This window comes from Bacillota bacterium, assembly GCA_009711825.1.
In the GTDB taxonomy this organism is placed as follows: domain Bacteria; phylum Bacillota; class Proteinivoracia; order UBA4975; family VEMY01; genus VEMY01.
Genome location: VEMY01000051.1, coordinates 1 through 23,071, shown reverse-complemented (window position 1 = coordinate 23,071; position 23,071 = coordinate 1). Strand labels below are relative to the sequence as shown.

Here is a 23,071-nt window from a genome sequence, read left to right as displayed (position 1 = left end):
TTTGTTCTTTAAACTCTTGTGAGAATGTCCTTCTTTCTCGCTTGGTCATTTTGATTCTCCTATAGTTTTATTTGAATCAAGCTTATATGACCTTAACGAATCTGTCCAACTAAGTGTAACCTATCCAATGCCTTAGTAGGGCACGTGCGGTTTGATGAGGGGGTAGCCATGAAAATGGTTACCCTACTCTATTGGCTAGCGTTCGGTGACTTGAAGGTAAACCAGGAAAACATCATCATTTTTTAGCGTCTCGGCCATCATCGCCTCGTCGCCGTCAAATATAGATCGAAGTATTGATACTCCACCGGATTTAGTACCGACCATGCAAGCGAGCAGAACTGGTTTGCCAAATTCAATGCTTTGTTGCTCTGGCGCGCCGCTCCATGTCCATGCCGTTGAGGCCGGTTTAGGCCAGGCAAATGTCCCGCCGTTGCCGTTCAGTTTAGTTTTCCAGAGTTGCTCGCCGGTGGGTAAATCAGTCACTCCTACCATTACACGCTCGTCATCTTCGCTGAGAATGGCAACCGGGCCCATTCGATTTTCTTCAAGTCCCTCACTATAATGAACGACCCAGAGTTCTACATTAACTTCTGTCTCAACGTTTAAGGCGAGGTCAAAGATGAAGGACGTGTCTGCGAAGGCTGACGCAATTTGGCTTTCCCCGATTGTCAGGTCTGCAGGTTTTATAGTGTTTTCGATTTCAGCTGAGGTTGATGTGCATCCAGCCAGCAATGCCAGGGTCAGCAAGACTGGAAGCAGGTACTTAAGCCTTCGTTTCATTATGATAATCACCCTCCCAAGTTAATACCCCACAGTATGAATATTATTTGAATTATAACACAAGAATTGTCAGGGCAATAGCAATGTTATATCCTTATTCATGAAACTGGGAGCCTCCCGAGTTTTACAGTTTAATGATGATAAAAACCCCAGCGACACCTTAAATCACAGCTGGGCTTTGGTTGGCGCAAAACTTCCGATTGTCCTCTAAAAGAACCGTCCCCGAGTGGCCTCGATAGGCGTCCTCAAATTGGCTTAAAATGTCGAAATATGTCTGACGACTCCTTGCTATTTAGTTTGATTTTTTACTGGGGGGGGGGGTATAATTTGAATGACACAAAAATTTAAATATTGAAAAAAAAGGTGGTGTATTAATTTGTTGGGCGATGCTTCAATCCAGCGATTAGTATTAATTAATATTGGAGGTGTTAGAAAGTGAAAGCATATGGAGTAATTATTTGTTTAAGCCTAATTATAATTGTTAGTTTTAATACGAGCTTTGCATCAAGTCCATCTGACGAAAGTGCGTGGCATTCCAGAAGAACATTTATCGAGGAAAACATGGCTTCATTGGGAGGCCAGGGTGCGGAGAAAGTCGATGAGTGGCTGGCGTTGAACGGAGTTCACAAGGTGGACATTATTCGAGGGTTTGAGCCAGAAAGCTCTCCGGGATCTGTTGATTTATATAGTATTGACGGCTACTATGATCGTTTGTCTCAGAGGTATGTTGTGAAGGGATGGTGGAAGTGGAAGTGACTAGGGTTGGTGGACAGCAACGCAGGTGCTTTTGACGGTGTTTCACTTGCAATGTGCCAGACTAATTGGAACCCAGTAACAGGCTATATACTTGCCTCTAACCCGGCCAATATTGCTGTTTACGACCAACTTGGAACGCACTATCCTAACGCAGGGGGACCCTCAAGAATTGACAAGTCGGGGATTGTTTACGCTTTTGAGGATAGATGGATACCACGTCCAGTTCAGGATAATCTGTACGTTGGTTATCAGGGCCAAGTATGGTTCTGGTTGACGAAAGTTCCTAGCCAGCTACCAATTTACATCAAGATGGATTTCTTGCATACTTGGACGAATGCTAGTTTATCTTCATTAGGGTTTAACTGGCCAGTCAACTCAGCTCCAACTATTAGTATGACTTTTTCTAGTACACCCTCGCAATTCACAAAGGCGAACCAAATTACATTAAATAGGTGGCGTACTGTAGATTAGACCGTTGGTAGCCATGTTATTTGTTGCAAGGAGCACTATTGTGAGGGGGGTTGATAATGGTAAGAAATGTTTGTTATATGCTTGTGTTATTGCTTCTATTCACTGGGGCTGGCTGCAACGGTAAAGTGTCGGATGTTACTCTCGATGAGGAGGAAATTTATACCGCTTTGAAAGAGTGGTATAAACATTCAGAGGATATAAGCGTGTTGGCTACTACTCAGTTGCAGGAGCATTTAGTGATTGTAGTTTCCTACAATTATAATAATGCTCGTTATACTGACTACTGTTTCATTCATGAAAATGATGGTAAAGCAGTAATCCGTGGGAGTAGTGGGGGGCTGGCGGAAAGTGATTTGGAAGCCCCGAGACCTCTGACTTTCTCAAGTGGTGGTGCAATTGGTGATGACGGGTCATATCTTATAACGTATGGAGAGATTGTTGACGAAACGATTGAGGAGATTCGTTTGGAATACAGCGACGGCGTGAAGATTTCCGAAAAAGTCTCTGGCAACGGATATCTGATAATTCGCGAGGAGGCAGTAGCCGGCGTAAAGGTTATCGAGGCGCTTGATGGTGCAGGCGAGGTTGTTTATCGTGTGCCGTAGGGTTTAATGCCAGTCGTGCCCCGGGGACGGTTCTGAAACTTGCATACAAGAAAGGGTTTGCCAAGCGGCAACTAAAGACCCCTGCGCCGTAAATGTTCGGGCAGGGTTACTTGTTTAAGCGCCAATCAAGAACCGTCCCCGATTGGTGCATTCCCAAGAAGCAATTGCGCCATGTAGATACATGGGATATACTTATGTTGAGGTGATGTTTGTGTATGGTAAAATCCAAAAGTGGGGAAACAGCCAGGCATTGCGGTTACCGAAGGCTATTTTGGAGGAAGGCTGAGCTCAAGGAGAATGACAAGGTAGAAATTGAAGTCCGTGAAGGCACACTTATAATTAAGCCTTTAAAAAAGCGCAAGACCTTAGAGGAGAGAATTGCTGAGTATAAAGAAGAGTATCAGTGCGAGGAGTGGGACACCGGGAAACCCATGGGGAATGAAGAGTTATGACAACTTACCGGCCTCAGCAGGGCGACATCATCCTTCTGGAGTTTGACCCCCAGGTTGGCCATGAACAAAGAGGAAGACGGCCGGCGTTTGTGGTAAGCAATCAAACATTTAATCATTTTACCAATCTGGCGATTGTCTGTCCGATTACTAATAGTGAGCGGCGATTTCCTTTGCATGTGTCCTTGGATGAGCGGACAAAGACCAGCGGTGCTATAATGTGCGAGCAAGCAAAATCGTTGGACTTGCGTGCAAGGAATGCCTGCTTTCTGGAAGAGGCGCCCCAGGATATCATCGCAGAAGTTATCGATATTTTGATTGCCTCTGTTGAAGCGACAAACTAAAAAGCGCCAATCGAGAACCGTCCTCGATTGGCGCTTTTTAGTTTGCGTAGGCTTCCAGGCGGTCGCGGTCGCGGATGATGATGGTTTTGCGTCCCTTGGCGGCGATTATGCCCTGGGCCTCCAGGTCCTGAAGGCGGCGACTAAAGTTTTCCCGGGCCATGCCGGTGAGGCTGGCCAGCCCGTCCCGGGTCAAGGGCAAAGCTATGGTGTCGGTGCCTTGCTCATTGGCCAGATCCAGAAGCAGGCCGGCCACCCGTTGGCCGGTGGTACGGGTTCCCAGGTTTTCGATCTGGGATTCGGCATTCAGCAGGCGTTCGTTGAGGGCGGCAATGATTTTTGCGCTGATCTCCGGGTTACCCAAAAGCACCTGCTCGGCCTGGGTCTTTTCCAGCTGGCAAAGTACTGTCGGCTCTAGGGCCTGGGCAGAGGCGGTAAGCGGTTGGTTGTGGAAGAAAACCGCCTCGCCGAAGAAGTCGCCGGGGTGAAGGATGCGGATAATCTGCTCCCGGCCATCGGCGCTCAGCCGGAAGATTTTAACCCGGCCGGTGTTGACAATCAAAAGGTTGGCGGCCTCGTCGCCGGCATTGTAAATGATTTCGCCATTTCGGTATTCCCGGGTGCTCAAGAGGGCGTTGAATTTACCCAATTCCTCCGGACTCAGGCCCTGGAAGATGGGAACCCGGGAGGCGCAGTTATTACCACACTGACAATTATAATCATGCACTTTTTTTGTTACCCCCTGTAAAAAATGGTTGACAAGCGTAGGCCGGTCAGGTATTATGGTATCAGTAATGATTATTATTAAGGAGTGATTACTATGGACAGCAAAACTTTGCAAAACCTGAAGGAAGCGTTTGCCGGCGAAGCCCAGGCAAACAGAAAATACCTGGCTTTCGCCGAGAAGGCCGAGAAGGAAGGCTATATTAACGCCGCCCGCATGTTCCGGGCTGCTTCCGAGGCCGAGACCATCCACGCCCATTCCCATTTGCGGGCAATGAAGGGCATTGGTAGCACCGCCGAAAACCTCAAAGAGGGTGTGGCTGGTGAAACGTATGAGTTCGAGAGCATGTATCCGGACATGGTCACCCAGGCAGAAGCAGCCGGCGAAAAGGAAGCCGCCCGTTCTTTCCGGTTTGCCATGAAGGCAGAGGAAGTGCATGCCCGTCTTTATCAACATATACTAGATAATTTGGAGTCCCAAGAAGAATTAAGCTTTCATCTTTGCACCGTCTGCGGCAATGTCGAGCTGCAGCAGGTGGATAAATGCCCGATTTGTGGGGCAGGACCGAAGGCATTTAAACTTGTAGACTAACCCTCTCACCCCTCCTTGTTGGAGCCGCTTCCCCGGCGGCTCTTTTGTTTCGCGGCAAACGGCGACTTTCAGTCGCCGTTTTTTACTATACGCCGGCGCAGTTTGCCGGTGATATTGCCGGTGGTAAGCTTTGTCCAGGTGAAGGCGGGCAGGGGGTCGCCCCAGTCCCAGACCGCCGGCGCTTTGCGGGCGAATTCGGATTTTAGAAGCTGCCAGGCATTAAGTTGGCCCTGGCGCAGGTAATCCCGCATAGCATAGACATCTTCCAAAAGATAGCGGAAGCGAATATTAGTACTCTCGGTAATTGCCTTGGGCGGCAAAGGCTCGCCGGTAAGATCGCGGTACATAATCCAGGGGAAATTTAGCCCCACCCGGTTGAGGAGCACGTTGAGACTTGAGAAGCGGACGTTGATTTCAATTAGGTACCAGCGCTTGCGTCCGGGGTCATATTTGAACTCTATTTCCGCGAACCCGCGGTAACCGATTGCCTCGAGAAACTTGCTGCCGATTTCGTGGAGTTCGGGGATGACTTTGTGCCGGGTATAGACCGAGGCGCCAAAATTAATTGGGTATTGGCGCAGTTTCTGGCAGGTGGTCCAGTGGCTGACCTTGCCCCGCTGGTCCAGATAGGCATCATATGTACAGACATGGTCGTCAAAACCGGGGATAATGCGCTGGATAACCACCGGCAGATTATGAGCACGCGCCCGCTCAAGAGCACGGTCTAGTTCAGCCCGGTCTTTGACCATAAACATCTTGACCCGGAAGGCGCGGACAAAGGCATGGGAATCGGCGGGCTTGACCAGACAGGGATATTCGACAGCATCCAGATCATTGGGTTCGTATTCTTCGGGAATATGGACCCCATGCTTTTGGCAGAGGGACTGCAGGGACGCCTTGTCGATGATCTGACTGAGGTAATCTTGTTGTCGTGTTGGAATCAGGTAGACTTGTTTCAAGGCATTGAGATTCGCGTCGATCAGCTGTGCATAGGGGTCGGCGGTTGGCATCAGTACCGGCGGCTGCTCCTGCCTGTGCCCATAGTCCAAAAGGAAGTCCACAAACGCCCGGGGCTCAGTCTTGTAGTCGGGGGCCACCAGCTTTTCCCGGCAGTAGCGGGAGGAAAATGCATAGGCCCGGCGGGGACGGTAATCGACGGCGGTCACGTGCACCCCTTGGCGTCCCAGGCAGCGGATGACCGAGAGTCCGATATAGTAATTGGCGCCAAGAACAACTGCTTTTTCTGTCAAAAATACACCCCCCGTAGATTAAATCTATTATATTATTATCCCGGGGTTGTGTGCAACATAAGGTTCGCCTGGATAAAAAAGGCGCCCGGGTTGGGCACCTCGTGGGCTATGCTGCCGCCAGGCGGAGCAGGGCAGCCAGCAACAGCTTGGCGCCTGCCTCTATATCTTGGTAGCGGGTATCCTCTTCGGGGGCATGGCTGCGGCCGCCGACGCTGGGGACAAAGATCATTCCCACATCGGTGACGCCGGCCATAATGCAGGCGTCGTGCAAAGCGCCGCTGTTCATCCGTTTGTGTTGCAAGCCCAGCCCGGTAGCGGCCGCTTCCAGTTCGCTGCTGACAAAGGGCGAGAGGCGGACAGGTAGGGTTTCGCCCATAACTTGGATTTCTGCCCTGAGACCATTGGATTCGGCCACTGTCTTGACCGTTCTAATCAGGGCGGAGCAGACATTTTCCATACCGGCAGTGTTAATGTCCCGGACATCGAAGGTGAAGAACACCTCTCCGGGGATGACGTTGGGCGCGTTGGGAGAACACTCAATTTTGCCGACAGTTGCAACGGTTGTATCCGTGCCCTGGGCGGCCACGATAGTGCCGACCTGACTGATAATCTCTGCCGCCCCGGCCATGGGGTCTTTGCGGTACGGCATCGGGGTAGCTCCGGCGTGGTTCGCCACGCCCTTGAGGGTGACTCCCAGCCATCTACCGCCGGCGACATTTTCGACTATACCCACTGGAATGCCCTCGGTTTCCAATACCACCGATTGTTCGATATGCAACTCCAGCATCGCTTTAACCGCACCTGGACTGATTACATGCCGGTGCATCGAGTCTGGGTCGAGTCCAAAATCCTTTGCTGCTTGATACATTGAAACACCCTGGGAATTGACCAGTCGCTTTAGGTCTTCGACATCCAACGCTCCCACTAGCGCTTTGCTGCCGGCCAGGGAAGTGAAATTGGAGCCTTCCTCTTCGGCGAAGATAACCAGCTCAATCGGGTGGGTATGGCTAGTGTTCGCAGCGCATATAACCCGCAGCGCCTCCAGACCAGACACCACCCCCAGCACGCCGTCAAATTTGCCACCATGGTGGACGGTATCTATATGGGAGCCAATCAATACTGGTGGGAGTTCCGGCTTGATCCCGTTGCGTCGTGCCCGGATATTGCCGACTCCGTCGGTGGTGACACTCAGGTTTAATTGTTCAAATTGGCGGAGCAGATAATCTCTGGCTTGCCAATCTTCCCGACTGTAGCTGAACCTTGTGCAGCCTTGCTCTGGTGTGGAATTGAATTTGCTGAGGGCTTCGATGTCCTGGCGAATACGATCAATCGCTAGCAATTGCGGACCTCCTGTTGTCGGTGCGATCAGGTATGCAGGATTGGTTACACTTGTCCCGTACCTAAGCTGGCACCGGTTATAATTTATGGTGAAATAACTACTTCTCTCTTCGCCGGCACGAATCCTTTTTTGCCCTAAACGGTTAAAGGTTTCACGAGCAATCGATAGCTCAGCTCCGGTATTTACCAGAGTCGGGAAAAAGACTTTATCATGCCAGGCCTGGCTTATGAAATAGGTAACAAGCGGAACAGCCTGGGCAAAAAAAGGCCGCCTGCTGGCGGCAATTTGGTTCTAGGCCGAGCGCTCGCTGAGTTCGGCCTTTTTATTGTTCAGGTAGTTATCTAGGTAGTTGAGGTCTTTGTTGATTGTCCAGTAAATTGCTAGGTAGAGCAGTCCGCAGGGGATCCACATCAGGGCGGAAAAGTAGATGGTGAAGGGATAGCCCAAGGCGGCGATCATGAAGCCGCCGATGAGGATGCCGACGCCGCGGCCGATGCCGTCAAAGAGGTTGTGGAGGGCAAAGACCGTCCCCCGGTGCTCCGGGGCATTGACATTGAGGAGAATCGCCTTGATATTCGGCCCGGCCACCGAGATCAGGGCGCCGGCCACCAGACCGAAGAGCACCGGCAGGATGATATGGACAGGGGTCGGTGGGCCAGGTGAGGTTGAGCATAATCAAGGTGGGGACGATGCCGATGAGCACTGCCGCGCCGCAGAGCAGGGGCAACTTCCGCGGATCTTTGCGGTAGAGAATCTGTCCCAGCCAAGCGCCGGCGATACCGCCAATGGTGGCGCCAACGCCGAAGATGGTTTTGGTCGGCAAAGAGAAAGACTGACATCAGCACGAGAATCAGCAGGGTGACTTTATCCCGCATGCTCATGCGGGCTGGAGTCGCGCTTGCTTCCATAGCTTTTGCCTCCTCAGACAATAATGTAATTATAGCCGTCACGGGTGGCGGGGGTATATTCCTCGCCATTGATAATTACCGGCTGGGAATCGGCGGTGCCTAGCCAGACCCGGGTATGGGGCGCGGCATGGGCTACAAGTTCCAGACGCCAACCATCCACTGTCGGCTCCAACGGCTTCACTTGGGCCCCGGGCCAGAGGTGGCCGGAGCTGCCCAGCAGCCAGGGGCGGTCCGGGTGGGGCGCTAGCCGCCGCAGACAGATAGACTGATGGGGACGCAGTTTAATTTTTTGCCGGCAGACAAAGTATTCGGGGTGAAACCATGCCCCCTCTGGCAGGGTGATGGATTCGGCGCTGTCGTTAAGATTGACCAGGGCAATATACTGGTCCTCGCCTGCCTGGAAGTGGACTGTGTAGAGATTATTGCTGTTTTCGAACCGGGTAACGGTCGTTTCCAGAGCCGGGAACATTTCGCTGAGCAGTTCTCGCTGCTCCGGAGTGTAGCTGGTGATGTCTTCGGAGAAAAACACCAGCCCGCCCAGTAGGTTGTTGACCAGGAATAAAGTATAGCGTTGATCCGGGGTGAGCTTGTTCTCGTTTATTGCAAGTTTACCGTCCCGGAGGATAAAGACATCGGGATCGTTGCGGAAAAAGCGCCGATCCAGCATTTGCCGGTGCAAGGTGCTGAGCAAAGAGTTTACGGTAGACACACGCTCCCGGTAGTTAATGGAGGCGAGAAATTTGTCTTCCCAATAGGGAGCGACATCACTGCCGATGCGACAGTAATCGACCTTGCCGGCCGCCGCGCCCAGGGGCACCCCGCAGGCGAGAATCTTGTTTTCACCGCAGATATTGTCCAGGAAGTCCATGGCTTCGCACATTATCTGCCCCCGACTTTTGTTGTGATGGGGGTGAAGGGAGACGGCATAAAGGAAGTCCAATTTGACCAGCTGGTAACCCCAGTCTTTGAACACGGTGCGGAAAACTTCCCGGAGCCAGGTTTGAAAACCGGGCGCATAGAAGTCCAGGGCATAAAACCAGCCTGACCAGCCGGGGTTCCAGCCTGCCCGCACCGGGCGTCCCTGGCGGTCTTTGAGGACCCAGTCGTAATTCTTCTTCCACAGTTCCGAGTTCTTTTCACAGATAAATGGCGCCAGCCAGAGGCCGGGCCGCAGCCCGGTGGCCCGAATTTCCCGGGCCAAGGTGTCCATGCCCGCGGGGAATTTGTGGTTGACGTGGAGCCAGTCGCCAATTTTCTGTTGCCAGCCATCATCAATCTGAAACACATCCAGGGGCAGGCCGCTCTCGGACAGGGCACGCAGATTCTGGCGGATTATGCCCTGGTCGATTTTTGTGTAGTAATTATACCAGCTTGTCCAGCCGATGGTTTTTGGGTTGAGCCGGCGGTGGGCCGGAGGCAGCAGGCTGCTGTACTCGTCCCAGATTGTCTGTTCTTCACCGCGGCCTATGTAGAGCTTGAGCAGGGTCGCCCCTTGGCTGCGGAGACCCTGGCAGTCGCAGGAGATCATCAGTTTACGGGTATGGTAGTCATAAGTGAATTTCGTAAACCCGGCACTTTCATCACAGGAACCCACCAGCAGCCAGTTCCCTTCATTATTGAAACCGACCCAGGACCAGGAGTGAAAGCGCCCCCGGCCCCGGGGCTTGACAAAATGGTAATCGCCATAGGGCGCCAGCAGCGGCCGCGCAGGAAAGAATAGTCGCCCCAGACGCTGATTGCCAGTCACTTCCCGGGTCTGGGTCCAGGTTTGGTAGCCGTTGACCAGCATCCGAGCCGCGGGATCGATGTCCGGTTCCAATGTCATTGAGAAGCTGGTCAGGCGCAAGGGTTTCTGGGCCTCCAACTGGAGGGAGACAAGGCGGCCGTTCTGGAGTTGTCCCTGACTGTGGGTGATTGAGAACATGCGGTTGCTAAACTGAGGTCCTGTGAAGTTGTAACACTCCTCCCGGTTGCCCAGGCAGATGCTTAACTGGGCGTCGGAAATTTTCAAGCTTATCCCTCCCTGTGCCTGATTTTGGACTATAATCTTACAGAATTACTGCCCCATTTTCTCCTTAAACAGGTTGATGATCTCCACCGGGGTAGGGTCAATCTCCCGAATCAGGGCGGCATAAAGGCTGACGAAGTCTCCCAGGTGGATAAGGGAAAAGAGTCGGGCAAAGCGGGACTCGCCCTGGGCCCAGACCTCCCGGACTCCCCCCATGCGTGTGCTGAGCATTTCGGCGCTAATCTGCTTGCGTTTCTGAACCTTGGGCGAGTCCAGGATATTATCTCGGAGCATTATCAGCATTAACTTGTTCAGGAGCTGTGGTTCCATGTCCCAGCCCACGGCTTCATCATGATGCAGGTGGGGAATCAGGTTGTAAAAGGCCATCAGCTTGCTGTTTTCGCCAAACTGGTTCTTCCAGCGCCAAGCCACGGCCCCCAGGTGATCGCTGGAGCCGTAGACCAGTGGGATGTGACCCTTGATGGCTTGGGCCAGCTGTTTGGCCTGATTGTCTGCCAGGGGAGTGTTGGCGCCCCATTGCTGGCCCCAGGACTCCATGGCGGTGATTGTTTCCCGGATATCGGCGCTGATATCCGGCACCAGGCCCAGTTGCGCCAGGGCCAGTACCAGGGGTACAACGATATAGCCCAGGTTCCGGCGCGGATGGCCGATGTCCCGGGGGACAATCAGGTGGGGAAAACTCTCTGCCTGGCAAATATCGGCCAGGGCGCCGCCGGCTGTGATTGCCAGCGGTTTGCCCCCCAGGTGGCAGGCCTGGCCCAGGGCGGAGAGAATTTCCTCGGTATTGCCCGAGTGGGAAAGGGCGATCACTAAAGTGTCCTCGTTCACAAAAGCGGGTGCGTTATAGCCCTGATTGACGATAACCGGTTGTTTAAGGTGGTCAATGAAGAGACTGTTTAAGAGGGCGCCGGCGATTGAAGAACCGCCGCCGGTGCCCAGGATAAGAATCTGCTGCCAGGGGCGCCGGTAAGCTGCCGGCAATGTAAACTTGGTGGCCAGGTCTAGGCCCTCGGTAAATTGTAGGTGGTAGTTTTCCGTGGTTTTTATAGAGTCCATCGAGTCCAGTTCCCGCAGCCGGGCGGGATTATCGAGAATTGTCAATTGGGTTCACTCCTTGTCAGTCGTTTGGCGGGTGGCCAATTCTAGGGCGCCGTAAACGCCGGCTTTGTCGGCCAGAGCCGAGAGTTCCAGACGCACGTTCTGTTTTTGGACGGGCATTGAATATTGCTCAATCTTGGCGCCGACGGGCGTTAATAGTTTTTCACCGGCCAGGGAGACGCCGCCGCCAATTACTACCAGCTCCGGATTAAATATGTTCACCAGGTTGGCAATGCCGATGCCCAGCCAGTCCATGGCTTCGGCGAATACCTGCCTAGCGATGGCATCGCCTGCGTCTGTGGCCCGGGAGACCAGGGCGGCATCGATGCGATTGGGGTCGCCGGCAGACATTTCATTGAGCAGGCTCTCAGGATACCGGGCGGCGGCTTTGCGCCCATCCCGGGCAATCGCCGGCGCTGCGGCTAGCGCTTCCAGGCAGCCGCGACTGCCGCAGGTGCAGTCCGGCCCGTGGGGATTTAGAACCATGTGTCCGACTTCGCCGGCGGACCAGCGGGGGCCCCGGAGCAGACGCCCGTCAATAAAGATGCCGGAGCCGATGCCGGTGCCCACCGTCAGGTATATGAAATCTCGGCAGCCCTGGGCTTTGCCCTGGCTGAGTTCGCCCAAGGCCGCCACCCGCACATCATTGTCGATGAACACCGACGCCCCCAGGCGCTGTTCCAGTTTCTCCACGATGGGGAATTCCCTCCAGTTAAGGTTGCCGGAAAAGACGCACACTCCCCGCTCCAAATCCAGCAGTCCCGGCACGCCCAGGCCGACGGCAGCCAGTGGTGCGCCTGCGGCAAGTTCATGGGCCAGGTCAGCGAGGTCATCCATAATTGCCTCCGGTCCCTGACGCGCCCGCGTGGGAATCGCTTTGCTTTCCGAGAGTTTTCCGTTCACCAGCGCTGCCCCCTGGGCGTTAGTGCCACCCAAATCGATGCCGACAATGGCGTTAGACATTTTTATCCCCCCTCTGGGGCCCTTTCGGGACCCTATCTTGTACTGTCTAGTGTCTTCCACAACTTATAATTTGTTTATTCGGGACTGCACAGGGAAATCCTGCCTTTTGCGGCAATGGCGGGCAAGTTCGGAACTGTCCTGGAGGCAAGTTCTGGGCAGAAAAGCAGCAGCCCGTTTCCGAGCTGCTGCAAGATCTTCACTTAAGCAAATTGTTTACGGGCGGTCAAGGCAATGCCGCCAAGCAGTAGGAGCATTCCCAGGTAGAACAGCGTCTGCACAGGAGCGCCGGTTGCAGGCAGTTCTTCAGTGGGGGGTACTTCTTCGCTAATTTGCTCTACTTCAAAGACGCCAAACTCACTGAAGCCCTGTAGATGCACACGGATTACCTTGGCATCGGTATCCACTTCCTGATCGGGCAGCTCTTCCCATTCCCCTTTGTCTTCGTTAAAACGGAAGAGTCGAAGGTTGTTTTCGTTCATGCCCACGGGGATGTCATCAAGGCTGTACTTGACTTCCAGGGTGATTTCACTGTCGCCCAAGTCACCAGCGACGACATTGATGTCCATGAAGATGCCAGCAGGCTCTGCGCCCGCAGGCGCCGGGTTGAGGGAAGACCCCTTGCGGCGTAGGCTCAGCTCGGCTGTCAGCTGGCTGTCAGAGCTGAAACTGATATTGGCCACCGGGAACTCAAGCTTGGCCTCGTATTTGCCACTCTCCGGGTTCAGAGTTGAGGGAATCGGCTTGGTGGAGGATATTTCCACCGTGAAGACAGGACCTTCTTCTTCATCGGTGGCCTGGGCAACACCCATAAACTCGCCGTCCGCCCGCAATTCTACGTAGATATCATGCTCTCCGTCTTTAAAGCCACCAATCACTAGTTCGTATGTGCCAGGGGTGCTTGTCTCCCTAACGCTGAGCACCTCGCCAAATTCAACCCCATCCTTTATAGGTTTCAGGATCGCGAAGTCTTCTTTGCTCATGCCGGTGACGGGACCGATAATTACCATGCTGTGAGCTTCTTCCCAATTGCCTGCACTTTCATTCCAGACTACGCCTGAACTGAATGTAGCTTCTTCAACGTTAACAGTCAGAGTCGCAGTTCCGTCCAGATTGTCGGCGGTAAATTTTGCCCCACCGGTAAGCCCTGTGTCAGAAGTCTCACCTGCGATGACATGGGTTATTTCATCCCACCAAAGCCCTTCACCATCTACATTTATCCAGGCGTGGAGGTTCTGCAGCTGGGGACTCCAAAAGTTTCGCCAGCTGATATCTCTACCTGGCTCAAGGACAGCAATATTTTCTGTTTCACCGGCGGGGATTGTCATCGTATCTCCCGCAGTCAATCCGAGGCGAACCCTTTCCCTGCCCTCTTCCAGGCTCCAGTGGTCAATGCCTTGAACTACGACGGGGCCGCTGATGGTTATTGAGGCGCCGGTATTGTTGGTTAGCGTCAGTACCACATCTTCAACATCGATGTGCTGGGTGGGGGAATTTGAACCAAGGACAAGTTCCAGTCCCAATGGTTCCGGTTCCAGGTCAATTTTTACTTCCCCTAAGTTGTGGAATATATCGTCAATTCTCACCCAAGTTTTCAGGGCCAGGGTGTGGTCTGCGGCGTTGTTGGGACGCCAGGTGTCAGGGAGTCCGGGGGCAATTAGAGCGATTAATTCAGTAGCTCCTGGTTCGATGACCAGCTCCTCCTCACCGCCTAGCAGCTCATCGCTTTCGTCCAGGACGTTTCTTCCCCAGGAAAGGGGATCTTGACTCTCAAGCTCCACCCTGGCTGCCATCTCCACACCGGTGACGGTTATTGGTTCCTGGGTGTTGTTGGTTAGACTGACTTCGAGACCTTCCTCTGTCAACGCGGCCGAGAGTTCATAATCGTTGGCCTCTGCTTGGGCAAAGTTCATTAGACCAAAGACCAGCATGCATGCAAGGGCCAGAGCCAAAGACTTTCGCATGATAAAACCTCCTAATAAATTTTGGTGTCGTGTCGTGTAGATACTCTGCATCATGGACAATATATTTTGAATCGTTAAGTGATCTTGACCACCCCCTGCCCTGCTAAATTCCACATAATATTATTGACCCGTAAATTGGGCACGTTGTGTTTGACAAATCGCCTGGAAAGCAGTAAACTTTCAACAACTGGATATTCTCTTATCAAGAGTGGTGGAGGGACGGGCCCTTTGAAACCCGGCAACCGGCCAGCGAGGCACGGTGCCAATTCCCGTAGATGAGGGGTTGCGGCCCTTTCAAGTGAAAGGGTTTTTTGTTTCCAGTTGAGACAATATATATATGGAGGTGTTATTATGGCTGAACGCAGATTTTTATTTACTTCCGAGTCTGTAACCGAGGGTCACCCGGATAAGGTGGCGGATCAGATTTCCGACGCGATTCTCGATGCGATTCTCGCTAAAGATCCCGAGGCTCGAGTGGCCGCGGAGACATTGGTCACCACCGGACTAGTGTTGGTCACCGGCGAGATTTCAACCAAATGTTATATCGACATTTCGGCGCTGGTGCGGGAAACAATCCTGGATATCGGCTATACCCGGGCGAAATATGGCTTTGACGGCGATACCTGCGCGGTGCTGACCGCCATAGATGAACAATCCCCGGATATCGCCCTTGGCGTCGATACAGCCCTAGAGGCGCGGGAAGGTGAAGAAAAGGCGGAAGATGCGACCGGCGCCGGCGACCAGGGAATGATGTTTGGCTTTGCCTGCAATGAAACCCCGGAATTGATGCCAATGCCGGTGTCCTTGGCCCATGCCATGGCCCGCCGTTTGGCAGAGGTGCGGAAAAAGCGGATTCTCCCCTACCTGCGCCCCGATGGCAAAACCCAGGTGACCGTGGAATATGTCGATGGCAAACCTAGGCGGGTGGACGCGGTTGTCGTTTCTACTCAGCACAAGCCTGAGGCGACGCTGGAGCAAATCAGGGACGATGTTCTGGAAGAGGTTGTCAAAAAGTCGGTGCCGGCTGAGCTCCTGGATGAACGCACCCGCTACTTCATCAATCCCACCGGGCGCTTCGTAATCGGTGGCCCCCAAGGTGATTCCGGCCTTACTGGGCGAAAGATTATTGTTGATACATATGGCGGTTATTCCCGGCATGGCGGTGGCGCCTTCTCGGGCAAGGATCCGACAAAGGTGGACCGCTCCGGCGCCTATGCCGCACGCTATGTGGCGAAAAATGTTGTCGCCGCCGGCTTGGCAGAAAAATGTGAGGTGCAGCTGGCCTACGCCATCGGCGTCGCCCAGCCGGTTTCAATCTCGGTGGAAACCTTCGGCGCCGCCCAGATTGATGAGGCCCAGATTGAGGCCCTGATCCGCAAGCACTTTGATCTTCGACCCAGCGCGATTATTCGCGAACTGGATTTGCGACGCCCGATTTACAAGGGTTTGGCCGCGTATGGGCATATGGGTCGCATCGACCTGGATGTGCCCTGGGAGCGCACCGACAAGGCGCCGGCCCTGCGCCAAGACGCCGGACTATAATCCCCTGCCCCTGTCTATGGCAGGGGTTTTTTGTTTCTTCCAGAATCCACAAGTACATTTGTTTAGCTCGCTGCATATATATTAATGCGGAGGTGGAGGTATGGAAACGGTATTTTGGCTGTTGGCTGTATACGGCATCCTAAAGTTGGCAATCGGAATTTGGCGCTGGCTTCTCTCCTTCCGTTACGTCCCTCCCCAGGTCGGCTTATTGTTTCTGGTTAAGGACAACGAGAATGTAGTTGAAGGCTTGTTTCGCCAGCTGGCTCTGGACTGCTTTTTCTCCAACCGCTATTTCACCCCCAACAGCGTGATTGTGGTAGACCTGGGATCGCAGGACCAGACTCCGGAAATTATGCGCCGGCTGGCGCGGGATTTCAGTTTCCTCCGCTTCCGCGCCTGCCATGAGGAGGAACTTGCACAGCTGATTGCCCGGTTCGGGCAGGTATTGGTTTTGGATATGCGCAAAATATCCTCCCGGCAGGCTATAAAGGGGATCAGACACCTGATGGACAAAAACAATATTAAACTGAAAACGGAAGAGGTTCCGCTTCGTCAGGAGTCCTGCTAAATGCCGGCCAAAGGCCGGTTTTTTCTATCCGTCCTAGAAAATTCGCTGTCCTCCCGCGTAAAAGGATGGCTTTTTTTGTTCTCCGACCCAAAAAACTAATGCGCTCCGGCGTCACTGGCGCTTTTGCCCCTGAATCTCCGCGGCGGTATGCTGGGGGTACCCCGGGGAGTATTGGTTTGAGGTGTTGAGTTTGGACAATCTTCTAGACTTTCGCCCGTTGGTATCTGCCTTTGCCCGCCGGTTTCAGGGTCAGGGGCTGGAGCGGGAGGATTTGGAGCAGGAGGCCTGGCTTGCCTTAGTGGAGGCGGAACGTGATTGGGATCCTTCCCGGAATGTGCCCAAGGCGGCCTTTTTCCGGCGCCAGGTGTGGACTGCCCTGAAGCGATTGCTGCGCCGTCACCGCCGGGACCCGCTGGGCGGGGAGTGGCTGGAGTTACGGGAGCGCTCTGCGCGGGTGGAAGAGCTGCCACAGGACGCTTCTCTGCTGGAGATGCTTACTACCCGGCAGCGCCAGGTTCTGTATCTGTACTTTTGGCATGAGCTTAGCCTTGCCGAGATTGCACGCCGACTGGACTTGGCAGTGAGCACAGTCCACACCCATAAGCAACGGGGCTTGCGGGCATTGGCCACGGGGGTAGTAAAAACAGAGGGTTAAATGCACCTATATGGGTGAGGGGAGGTGAAACAATGCCTGTACAAAGATTTGCTTTGGAATCCCGGCTGCAGGTGCGTTACCAGGTGGGCGAAGATGAGCATGGCGACCCGGTTTACCGCTTGCGGGCGCTGGCAAGGGTCAACCCCGAAAGCGAAGATGCTGATCTGATGACAGCGGTGGATGCAATCACCGGACTGCAAGTATTTCCGGTCAGCGAGGTGCGCCGGGTGGATAATTACGAGCTGATTGCCAGCGAGTAAGAGATTTGATTTACAAAGAGAGGAGGTGTATGGATGCGGACACTGCAGTTGGTGTTTCTCAACAATGCCGGCGGCCGGGTAACGATTTCGATTCCCGAACCGCTGGAGCCGATAGACCCGGCCGCGGTTGAGGAGGCGATGGACGAATTGCTGGCCGCCGACGTAATTACCAGTAACGGCGGCGGTTTGGTGGCAAAGGTGCGGGCGCAGACAGTGCTCAGGGAAGTAGAACCGGTCCTGGAGTTCTAGACTGGGGGGCGAAAATGCCCCCTATTTTTTTGTGGTCTGCCCATCGGGGGACGGAGGTTATCTGGGCAGAAACTGGCTCAATCAACCTCCGTCCCCAAGTGGGCAGGTCAACCTCCGTCCCCGGATGGGCACCGGGTGAGGTGCCCTGACCCGGTGGTGACGGGAGGGCATACACTGGGTATTGGGAGGGAGTTATAGATGCAAAAAGTTGCCTTGGCGACGGTTGTCCATGCCCTGGCCGCGATTGCGCCCAGCGGCTCCGACTGCAGCAAGCTCTATCTTGCCGATGGCCGTATCCTCCCGGACCCCAGGCAGGTGCGCTCGCTTGTAATTGCGCTGGCGCGTCATTTTGCCGTGGACATCGCGGCGTTGCGTCAACGCTGCCGGTCCATACTTTATTGCCGCAATTACACGCCTCTGCCCCTGGCGCCAGATTTGGTATTGGTGCCCTTGGCTCTGGCGCCGGCTGTTCCCCGGCTGGGGTATGTAAACTTTGCCCAGGTCGTGGGCATTCTTCCCGCCGATGACGGCTGTATAATCCAGCTGCAGGCAGGGCAGCTACCCTGTTATCAGGGGTTGGTCTCGGTGCGCGCCCGGATGCAACAGGCAGAATTGGTTCTCACCAAATTGGGATATACGGACCGGGACAGGGAGCTAAAGCACAAGCTGGAACTGTTGCGGGCGTTGCTTGAGCAGTTCTAATTTTCTCCCTGCCCGACATAGATTAGGGCAGGGGGGAGAACATATCATGGACAAAAACACCTGGATTAACATTACCTATTTGGTGGCTAATTTGCTGCTTACAATTGTGATTTCAGGCACGGCGGGAGTGCCGCCGCCGGAGATGCCGCAGGAGATGCCGCCGGAGCGGTCGCAGCTGCCGGTGCAGCTTCCAGAGCCGAAGACGCCGCCCGGTGTTGTGCAGCCAGTTGCCCGGCTTGCCGAGCCGGCGTCCCGCACGGCTGTTCCTCCCCGGCGAAGACCGCTGACAACGGCAAATGTCTACCGGCGGATGCCGACAGCCAATTCGGTGGTCGCCTTGACCATCGATGACGGTCCAGGAGCACGGACCAGGGAGCTGTTGGCGATCCTGGAAGAAAAGAAAGTGCCGGCCACCTTTTTTCTGTTGGGCAAGCAGGCAGCTGCAAACCCTGGCCTGGCCCGGGCAATTGTCGCCGCGGGTCATGATGTCGCCAATCACTCCTGGTCCCATCCCAGGCTGACTGAGCTGTCTGCCCGAGCGGTGGAGCGGGAGATTGCCAGATGCACAGATGTGCTGCTGGATTTGGGAATCAACGTCCGGCCCTTCTTCCGCCCGCCCTATGGTTCCCGGGATGAGCAGGTAGATGAAATCAGCCGGGAGCTGGGTTATCATATACTGCTCTGGGATGTGGACAGTCGAGACTGGGAATTTGACGATGAAGAGATTGTGCTTGAGCGGGCGCTGAAAGGCCTAAAGCCCGGCAGCATTGTGCTCTTCCACGACAATCCGGAAGTGACCCTGCGGGTGCTGCCCCGGTTCATCGACGAAGTGCGCAGCTGGGGCTACGAGTTCGTCCTGCTCTCCGACTACATCCGCTAGTTGCCCATCGGGGGACGGAGGTTGATTGCGCCAGTTTCTGCCCATCGGGGGACGGAGCTTAAATGGGCAAGTTTCGGCAAGATTCGACATTTCGTTTCTACAGAGGAACTGCATGGATAGAAAGAGGCCGGGCGTTAGCCCGGTCTTTTATTGGAGGAGAGGAAGTTTACAAAAACGGCACTTTTCCTGGCCGCGCTCGCTGAACCGGCCACAATTTATGCAGAGGGTTTGGGAGTCCCGGGACTTATCTTGTTTTTCATTAAACATAAAGCGGGCATGATGTTTGATCCGGTCACTAACTTCATAGAAGTTGTATAAATCCTCCCGATTTGCCAAGTCCCATTCCACAGTTTTGAGGGTGTCGTCTCTCCGGATGAAGAGAACATGATGCTTCTCGGTTTGGATATAACTGTGGTCGCTGTCATGGTTACGGCGGCGTTTCATAACAATCTTTTTGTCGACAATCGTTCCCGTCCAGGTTTTGTCGCGCTTTTGTTTGACGCTGGTAAAAGCATAGAGTATCAGGAGTACTGCAGATACGAATGTAGCCTGAATTGCGCTGGTGGAAAACTCCATGTTACCGAAGGCAGCCAAGCCCAAGAACACAAGCCAAATAATCAGGATCAGGGCAACCATAATTATGCGCGTTATTTTTTGGGACTTAGCTTGGGCGATGGCAAAATCGGGAAGGTCTATTGTTGCGGAAAAACCATCTCTGGCCACTGTCTTCCGTTCAGCGGTGGACTGATCATGAACTGTCAAGTAAATCCCCCCTTCATCTTAGACATATCCATCATCTCATCGGGCCAGAAACGAGTAAATCACCCAAAAGGGTGATTTACGCTAAAAAGTTTGCCCACCGGGGGACGGAGGTTTCCTGGGCATTTTCTGGCTAACTAGTTACTGTCAGGACTATAAGGTTAACGGCGATTATGAGGGTATGAACGATATGGTAAGTGTCAGGAACTACCCGGGCTTCTGACGCCGGTAGAATCCGGTGGGTGCCGCTAAAGTACCGGTTGTAGCCGGTGATCTTTTTCTCGCTGGCCCCGAAAAGATACAGCTTCCAATGGAAATGCCAGAACCCAACCAAGACCAGGCCGAGCAACAGTGTCAGTATCAGGCGGCTCGCGGGCAGACCAATAGTATAGAGCACAAACAAGGTGACAAATAATGCATAGCCGATGGTATCGGGGCTGATGAGCTCCGGTCTGTCCACATAGCCCCTGAGGCCGATTATGCCTATGGTCTGGTGAAAAAGCAGGATGGAAAGCAAGAACAATTCCAGGTTCATGATATCCCTCCATATGGTTGATTGGGGCAGGGTGCATACTTGACTTAGAGTGTGTCAAGCATTGGCAGTGGCAGTTTTGGCGGCCACAGGTTGCTCTTGGGGTTGTTTCTCCCCCGCAAGGAAGCGGTCGATGCCACGGATCTGAGTAAACATCACACCGCTGGCGCCGTTGGCGATGCTGCAGACTGTGTAAATTACAGGCACTTTGATGAAGTCGGCCAGTGCTCCCGATAAGCCCTGGGAAAGGGGCTGAAGGCCGCCGGTCATGGTGCTCATGACCCCGAAGACTTTGCCCAGATGTTTGGGGTCGGAAGTGCGTTGAACCAGGGCGCCAAAGAAGATATTGACAAAGGCGTTGAAGAGGCCGCCTACTGCGAAGAGTCCGGTGTGAATGAGCCAAAGCTCCCGGGGCAGGAAGGGCAAGACCAGCATTGTCGCCGCCTGTATCACTAAGCCCCATTTCACCAGCCAAAGGTTGCGCTTGACAACCTGGCTCAGGGAGATGATCAAAGTGGCCGTCAGCGCACCCAGCATCTGAGCGCTGAGCAGGTAACCGTAGACATCGCTGCCGGCGCCCAGGTGATCGCTGACAAAGAGGGGCAGGAGGACAAAGTAGGGGGCAAAGAAAAAGTTGAGAATCATCGCCACCTGAAGAATTTTGAACAGAACCTGGTTGCCCCGGATATACTGGATGCCGGTGACAATCTCACCCAGGAAAGCCCTGGCCCCGCCTACGGGTTTGGTCTTATTCACAGTTGGAATATGGATGAACATTTCTGAGATGGCCGAGACAATAAAGGCAAGGCCGTTGATTAGGAGCAGGGCGGGCACGCCGGTCAGGGCCACCAAAATGCCGCCGGCGCCAAATCCGATTATATTCACCAGGTTGATGGTGATTTGATTCAGGGAGTTTGCCCGCTCCAGTTCCTTATCGGGAACCAACAGGGGGATGGAAGCGCCGATAGCCGGATAAAAGAAGTGGGCGCAGACGGCGGTAATACCTTTCACCAGGAAGAGCGCGGGCAGGGTAAGGCCGTCAGTAAAGACCAGCCAGGCCAGCAGCAAACTGAGCAGGCCCCGGACCAGGTCGCTGAGTACAATTATATGTTTGCGGTTGGCGCGATCGACCAAAGTTCCGGCAAAGGGACCGAGGCCGACGCCAATCAGAGACTGAATCATCGCCAGGGTTCCCAGGGCCATTGCAGAGCCGGTGGTGGTCTGAATCCACCACATAACGGCGATAAACCCGGCGCCATTTCCCAACTGGGAGACAGACTGTCCCAGCCAGAGTAGAGTAAAATTGCGGTTAAATAATTTCGTTGCCATCCAGGGCCACTCCCTTAACATATTTAATATGTGACTTCCAAAAGCTCAAGTCTAGGGTAAATATATCACCTAAAATTCATATTTACAAGCCATAATTTAAAAAACTTTAGATTTAGGTGTGATGACGGATCTGTAGGGATCAAGAAAAGGCAGGGTTTGGGCAGGAAAAGGAGTATAAATGAAGAAAATAGTAGTATCAACCAGGGCGGACACGCACCCTGGTTTTTTTGGGAGGTTGCTATGTTCAGGCCGTTATTGGACGCTTTGTTTCCACCCCTTTGCCTGGCCTGTGGCCAGGGTAAGCGCAGCCGGCTTGGTTTATGTTCCGGATGCCTGGAAGCCGTGCAATTTCATGGCGGGCGGGGTTGCTATCGCTGTGGGCGCAGCTCTACCCCTCATCGTTGTGTGCCCCTGGAGCATCGTTACCAGTCGGTTTTGGCCCTGGCTGCCTATAAGGGGCCCTGGCGTCAGGCAGTGCTGGCGGTGAAGGCGGGCCGGGACCGGGAGACAGCGCTTGATATGGCCGGGGAGCTCTTCGCCCTGGCCCGGAGCTTGGAACTGGCTTTGCCTGATGCGGTAGTACCGGCGCCGGGGGCAGGCAGAGATTGGCGCCGCTTTGATGCGGTTGAGCTTGTGGCGAAAAAGATCGCCGAATTTAGTGCTGCCAATTTTTTGCAAGTTTTTAAGCGGCTTCCCGGGCGCCGGCCCCAGGTAGAAATGGGACGGGACGATCGCTTGCGCGGATTGGAAAAATTTATTCGCTATACAGGCGGCGAAGTCTTGAAAAATAAGGATGTATGGCTAATCGACGATGTCTTCACCACCGGTGGCACCGCGGCAGCGTGCACAGATAAGCTTTTGGCTGCCGGTGTGAAGTCGGTTTCGGTATTGGTTTTGGGAAATTGACTTGTCCTTTTATTTATTAAGAACTCAAGTTTCGCAGGTGTAAAACACCCGTAAACCCCTGACTTTATTGGCCTCAAAGGTGTACAAAAACACCCCTTGCTGGTAAAATGGAAGTGCCAAAACCCCAACAACCAGCGAAAGGGTGTTCTTGCACTACCATGTTACCAAATAATCTGCTTGATGAAAACACTGTCCAGTCTTCAATTTCAGCTTTTCTGAAAGAAGCCCGCATCACAACCATTCTGACTCAATCTAATGGACGCAAAGAAAAAGGTATTCCCAGCAGTGATGTGTTTATTCTCTCTGGCCTTTACTGGCAAACCATTTCTTCGCCTGTTATCGAGTACCCAAGCCGTAGCCAAAGATACCGTCTATCGGTTTCTGAAATCGCCGCGCACTAACTGGAGGAAGTTTCTGTTTATCC

Annotated in this window: 26 protein-coding genes, 1 pseudogene and 1 riboswitch; of the genes and pseudogenes, 14 read left to right on the top strand and 13 right to left on the bottom strand. The window is 53.7% G+C overall.

Annotated elements, in window-relative coordinates:
- Positions 1 to 195: 195 nt before the first annotated feature.
- A complete protein-coding gene (locus FH749_13860; GenBank protein ID MTI96537.1) occupies positions 196 to 780 on the bottom strand; it encodes a hypothetical protein in 585 nt (194 codons plus the stop codon).
- A gap of 435 nt (positions 781 to 1,215) precedes the next feature.
- On the opposite strand from FH749_13860, the gene FH749_13855 reads away from it, so the two are divergent.
- The 4 genes and pseudogenes from FH749_13855 to FH749_13840 all read left to right on the top strand — a co-directional run bounded on the left by FH749_13855 (position 1,216) and on the right by FH749_13840 (position 3,405).
- Positions 1,216 to 1,536 carry a hypothetical protein gene (locus FH749_13855; GenBank protein MTI96536.1) on the top strand — a complete coding sequence of 107 codons (321 nt, stop codon included), beginning with the start codon at positions 1,216 to 1,218 and terminating at the stop codon, positions 1,534 to 1,536.
- A 527-nt stretch (positions 1,537 to 2,063) separates the two neighbouring features.
- Entirely contained in the window at positions 2,064 to 2,612 is a 549-nt protein-coding gene (locus FH749_13850) for a hypothetical protein (protein ID MTI96535.1), read from the top strand.
- 211 nt (positions 2,613 to 2,823) lie between these two features.
- Positions 2,824 to 3,064 (top strand): annotated as a pseudogene (locus tag FH749_13845) (AbrB/MazE/SpoVT family DNA-binding domain-containing protein).
- Positions 3,061 to 3,405 carry a type II toxin-antitoxin system PemK/MazF family toxin gene (locus FH749_13840; protein MTI96534.1) on the top strand — a complete coding sequence of 115 codons (345 nt, stop codon included), beginning with the start codon at positions 3,061 to 3,063 and terminating at the stop codon, positions 3,403 to 3,405. Before FH749_13845 ends, FH749_13840 begins: the two are co-directional and overlap by 4 nt.
- A gap of 37 nt (positions 3,406 to 3,442) precedes the next feature.
- Here FH749_13840 and FH749_13835 read toward each other — a convergent pair whose 3' ends face one another.
- The gene (locus FH749_13835) at positions 3,443 to 4,378 is read right to left on the bottom strand and encodes a Crp/Fnr family transcriptional regulator (GenBank protein MTI96533.1); all 936 of its coding nucleotides are present in this window, start codon (positions 4,376 to 4,378) and stop codon (positions 3,443 to 3,445) included.
- Between FH749_13835 and FH749_13830 the strand changes: the two genes are divergently transcribed.
- Positions 4,223 to 4,717, top strand: a complete 495-nt coding sequence (locus tag FH749_13830; protein MTI96532.1) for a rubrerythrin family protein — start codon at positions 4,223 to 4,225, stop codon at positions 4,715 to 4,717. The genes FH749_13835 and FH749_13830 overlap by 156 nt on opposite strands.
- A 68-nt stretch (positions 4,718 to 4,785) precedes the next feature.
- On the opposite strand, the gene FH749_13825 is transcribed toward FH749_13830, so the two are convergent.
- The 8 genes from FH749_13825 to FH749_13790 form a co-directional block, all read right to left on the bottom strand.
- On the bottom strand, positions 4,786 to 5,967 hold the full coding sequence (locus tag FH749_13825; GenBank protein MTI96531.1) for a carboxylate--amine ligase: 1,182 nt from the start codon (positions 5,965 to 5,967) through the stop codon (positions 4,786 to 4,788).
- 106 nt (positions 5,968 to 6,073) lie between these two features.
- Positions 6,074 to 7,306, bottom strand: a complete 1,233-nt coding sequence (locus tag FH749_13820; protein MTI96530.1) for a Zn-dependent hydrolase — start codon at positions 7,304 to 7,306, stop codon at positions 6,074 to 6,076.
- A 291-nt stretch (positions 7,307 to 7,597) separates the two neighbouring features.
- Complete coding sequence (locus tag FH749_13815) at positions 7,598 to 7,942, bottom strand: MFS transporter (protein ID MTI96529.1); 345 nt, start codon at positions 7,940 to 7,942, stop codon at positions 7,598 to 7,600.
- Positions 7,900 to 8,214: a hypothetical protein gene (locus FH749_13810; protein ID MTI96528.1), complete on the bottom strand. Its 315-nt coding sequence runs from the start codon at positions 8,212 to 8,214 to the stop codon at positions 7,900 to 7,902. Before FH749_13810 ends, FH749_13815 begins: the two co-directional genes overlap by 43 nt.
- 13 nt (positions 8,215 to 8,227) lie before the next feature.
- A complete protein-coding gene (locus tag FH749_13805; protein ID MTI96527.1) occupies positions 8,228 to 10,225 on the bottom strand; it encodes an alpha-galactosidase in 1,998 nt (665 codons plus the stop codon).
- A gap of 45 nt (positions 10,226 to 10,270) precedes the next feature.
- Positions 10,271 to 11,344 carry a bifunctional phosphoglucose/phosphomannose isomerase gene (locus FH749_13800; protein MTI96526.1) on the bottom strand — a complete coding sequence of 358 codons (1,074 nt, stop codon included), beginning with the start codon at positions 11,342 to 11,344 and terminating at the stop codon, positions 10,271 to 10,273.
- 6 nt (positions 11,345 to 11,350) lie between these two features.
- Complete coding sequence (locus FH749_13795; GenBank protein ID MTI96525.1) at positions 11,351 to 12,304, bottom strand: ROK family protein; 954 nt, start codon at positions 12,302 to 12,304, stop codon at positions 11,351 to 11,353.
- A 200-nt stretch (positions 12,305 to 12,504) separates the two neighbouring features.
- Positions 12,505 to 14,265 (bottom strand): hypothetical protein, encoded by a 1,761-nt coding sequence (locus tag FH749_13790; protein ID MTI96524.1) that lies wholly within the window; start codon positions 14,263 to 14,265, stop codon positions 12,505 to 12,507.
- A 196-nt stretch (positions 14,266 to 14,461) separates the two neighbouring features.
- Positions 14,462 to 14,547, top strand: a riboswitch (SAM riboswitch).
- Between the two features lie 69 nt (positions 14,548 to 14,616).
- Between FH749_13790 and FH749_13785 the strand changes: the two genes are divergently transcribed.
- The 7 genes from FH749_13785 (at position 14,617) to FH749_13755 (ending at position 19,121) form a co-directional block, all read left to right on the top strand.
- Positions 14,617 to 15,807: a methionine adenosyltransferase gene (locus FH749_13785; GenBank protein ID MTI96523.1), complete on the top strand. Its 1,191-nt coding sequence runs from the start codon at positions 14,617 to 14,619 to the stop codon at positions 15,805 to 15,807.
- A 100-nt stretch (positions 15,808 to 15,907) separates the two neighbouring features.
- Positions 15,908 to 16,375 carry a hypothetical protein gene (locus tag FH749_13780; GenBank protein MTI96522.1) on the top strand — a complete coding sequence of 156 codons (468 nt, stop codon included), beginning with the start codon at positions 15,908 to 15,910 and terminating at the stop codon, positions 16,373 to 16,375.
- Positions 16,376 to 16,508: 133 nt separating this feature from the next.
- Entirely contained in the window at positions 16,509 to 17,030 is a 522-nt protein-coding gene (locus tag FH749_13775) for a sigma-70 family RNA polymerase sigma factor (GenBank protein MTI96521.1), read from the top strand.
- A 32-nt stretch (positions 17,031 to 17,062) separates the two neighbouring features.
- Positions 17,063 to 17,290, top strand: a complete 228-nt coding sequence (locus FH749_13770) for a DUF1659 domain-containing protein (protein ID MTI96520.1) — start codon at positions 17,063 to 17,065, stop codon at positions 17,288 to 17,290.
- A 33-nt stretch (positions 17,291 to 17,323) separates the two neighbouring features.
- Complete coding sequence (locus tag FH749_13765; protein ID MTI96519.1) at positions 17,324 to 17,539, top strand: DUF2922 domain-containing protein; 216 nt, start codon at positions 17,324 to 17,326, stop codon at positions 17,537 to 17,539.
- Positions 17,540 to 17,737: 198 nt separating this feature from the next.
- Complete coding sequence (locus tag FH749_13760; protein MTI96518.1) at positions 17,738 to 18,241, top strand: hypothetical protein; 504 nt, start codon at positions 17,738 to 17,740, stop codon at positions 18,239 to 18,241.
- Positions 18,242 to 18,287: 46 nt separating this feature from the next.
- Positions 18,288 to 19,121: a polysaccharide deacetylase family protein gene (locus FH749_13755; protein ID MTI96517.1), complete on the top strand. Its 834-nt coding sequence runs from the start codon at positions 18,288 to 18,290 to the stop codon at positions 19,119 to 19,121.
- A 147-nt stretch (positions 19,122 to 19,268) separates the two neighbouring features.
- Here the strand turns inward: FH749_13755 and FH749_13750 are convergent, their stop codons facing one another.
- The 3 genes from FH749_13750 to FH749_13740 form a co-directional block, all read right to left on the bottom strand.
- Entirely contained in the window at positions 19,269 to 19,883 is a 615-nt protein-coding gene (locus FH749_13750) for a hypothetical protein (protein MTI96516.1), read from the bottom strand.
- Between the two features lie 130 nt (positions 19,884 to 20,013).
- Positions 20,014 to 20,415, bottom strand: coding sequence for a hypothetical protein (locus FH749_13745; GenBank protein ID MTI96515.1), 402 nt, complete (start codon positions 20,413 to 20,415; stop codon positions 20,014 to 20,016).
- A 54-nt stretch (positions 20,416 to 20,469) separates the two neighbouring features.
- Positions 20,470 to 21,762 (bottom strand): MFS transporter, encoded by a 1,293-nt coding sequence (locus FH749_13740; GenBank protein MTI96514.1) that lies wholly within the window; start codon positions 21,760 to 21,762, stop codon positions 20,470 to 20,472.
- Between the two features lie 219 nt (positions 21,763 to 21,981).
- Here FH749_13740 and FH749_13735 point away from each other — a divergent pair, with 219 nt between their 5' ends.
- Positions 21,982 to 22,647 carry a ComF family protein gene (locus FH749_13735; GenBank protein MTI96513.1) on the top strand — a complete coding sequence of 222 codons (666 nt, stop codon included), beginning with the start codon at positions 21,982 to 21,984 and terminating at the stop codon, positions 22,645 to 22,647.
- 158 nt (positions 22,648 to 22,805) lie between these two features.
- On the top strand, positions 22,806 to 23,048 hold the full coding sequence (locus FH749_13730) for a hypothetical protein (protein ID MTI96512.1): 243 nt from the start codon (positions 22,806 to 22,808) through the stop codon (positions 23,046 to 23,048).
- The last annotated feature ends 23 nt before the right edge of the window (positions 23,049 to 23,071 follow it).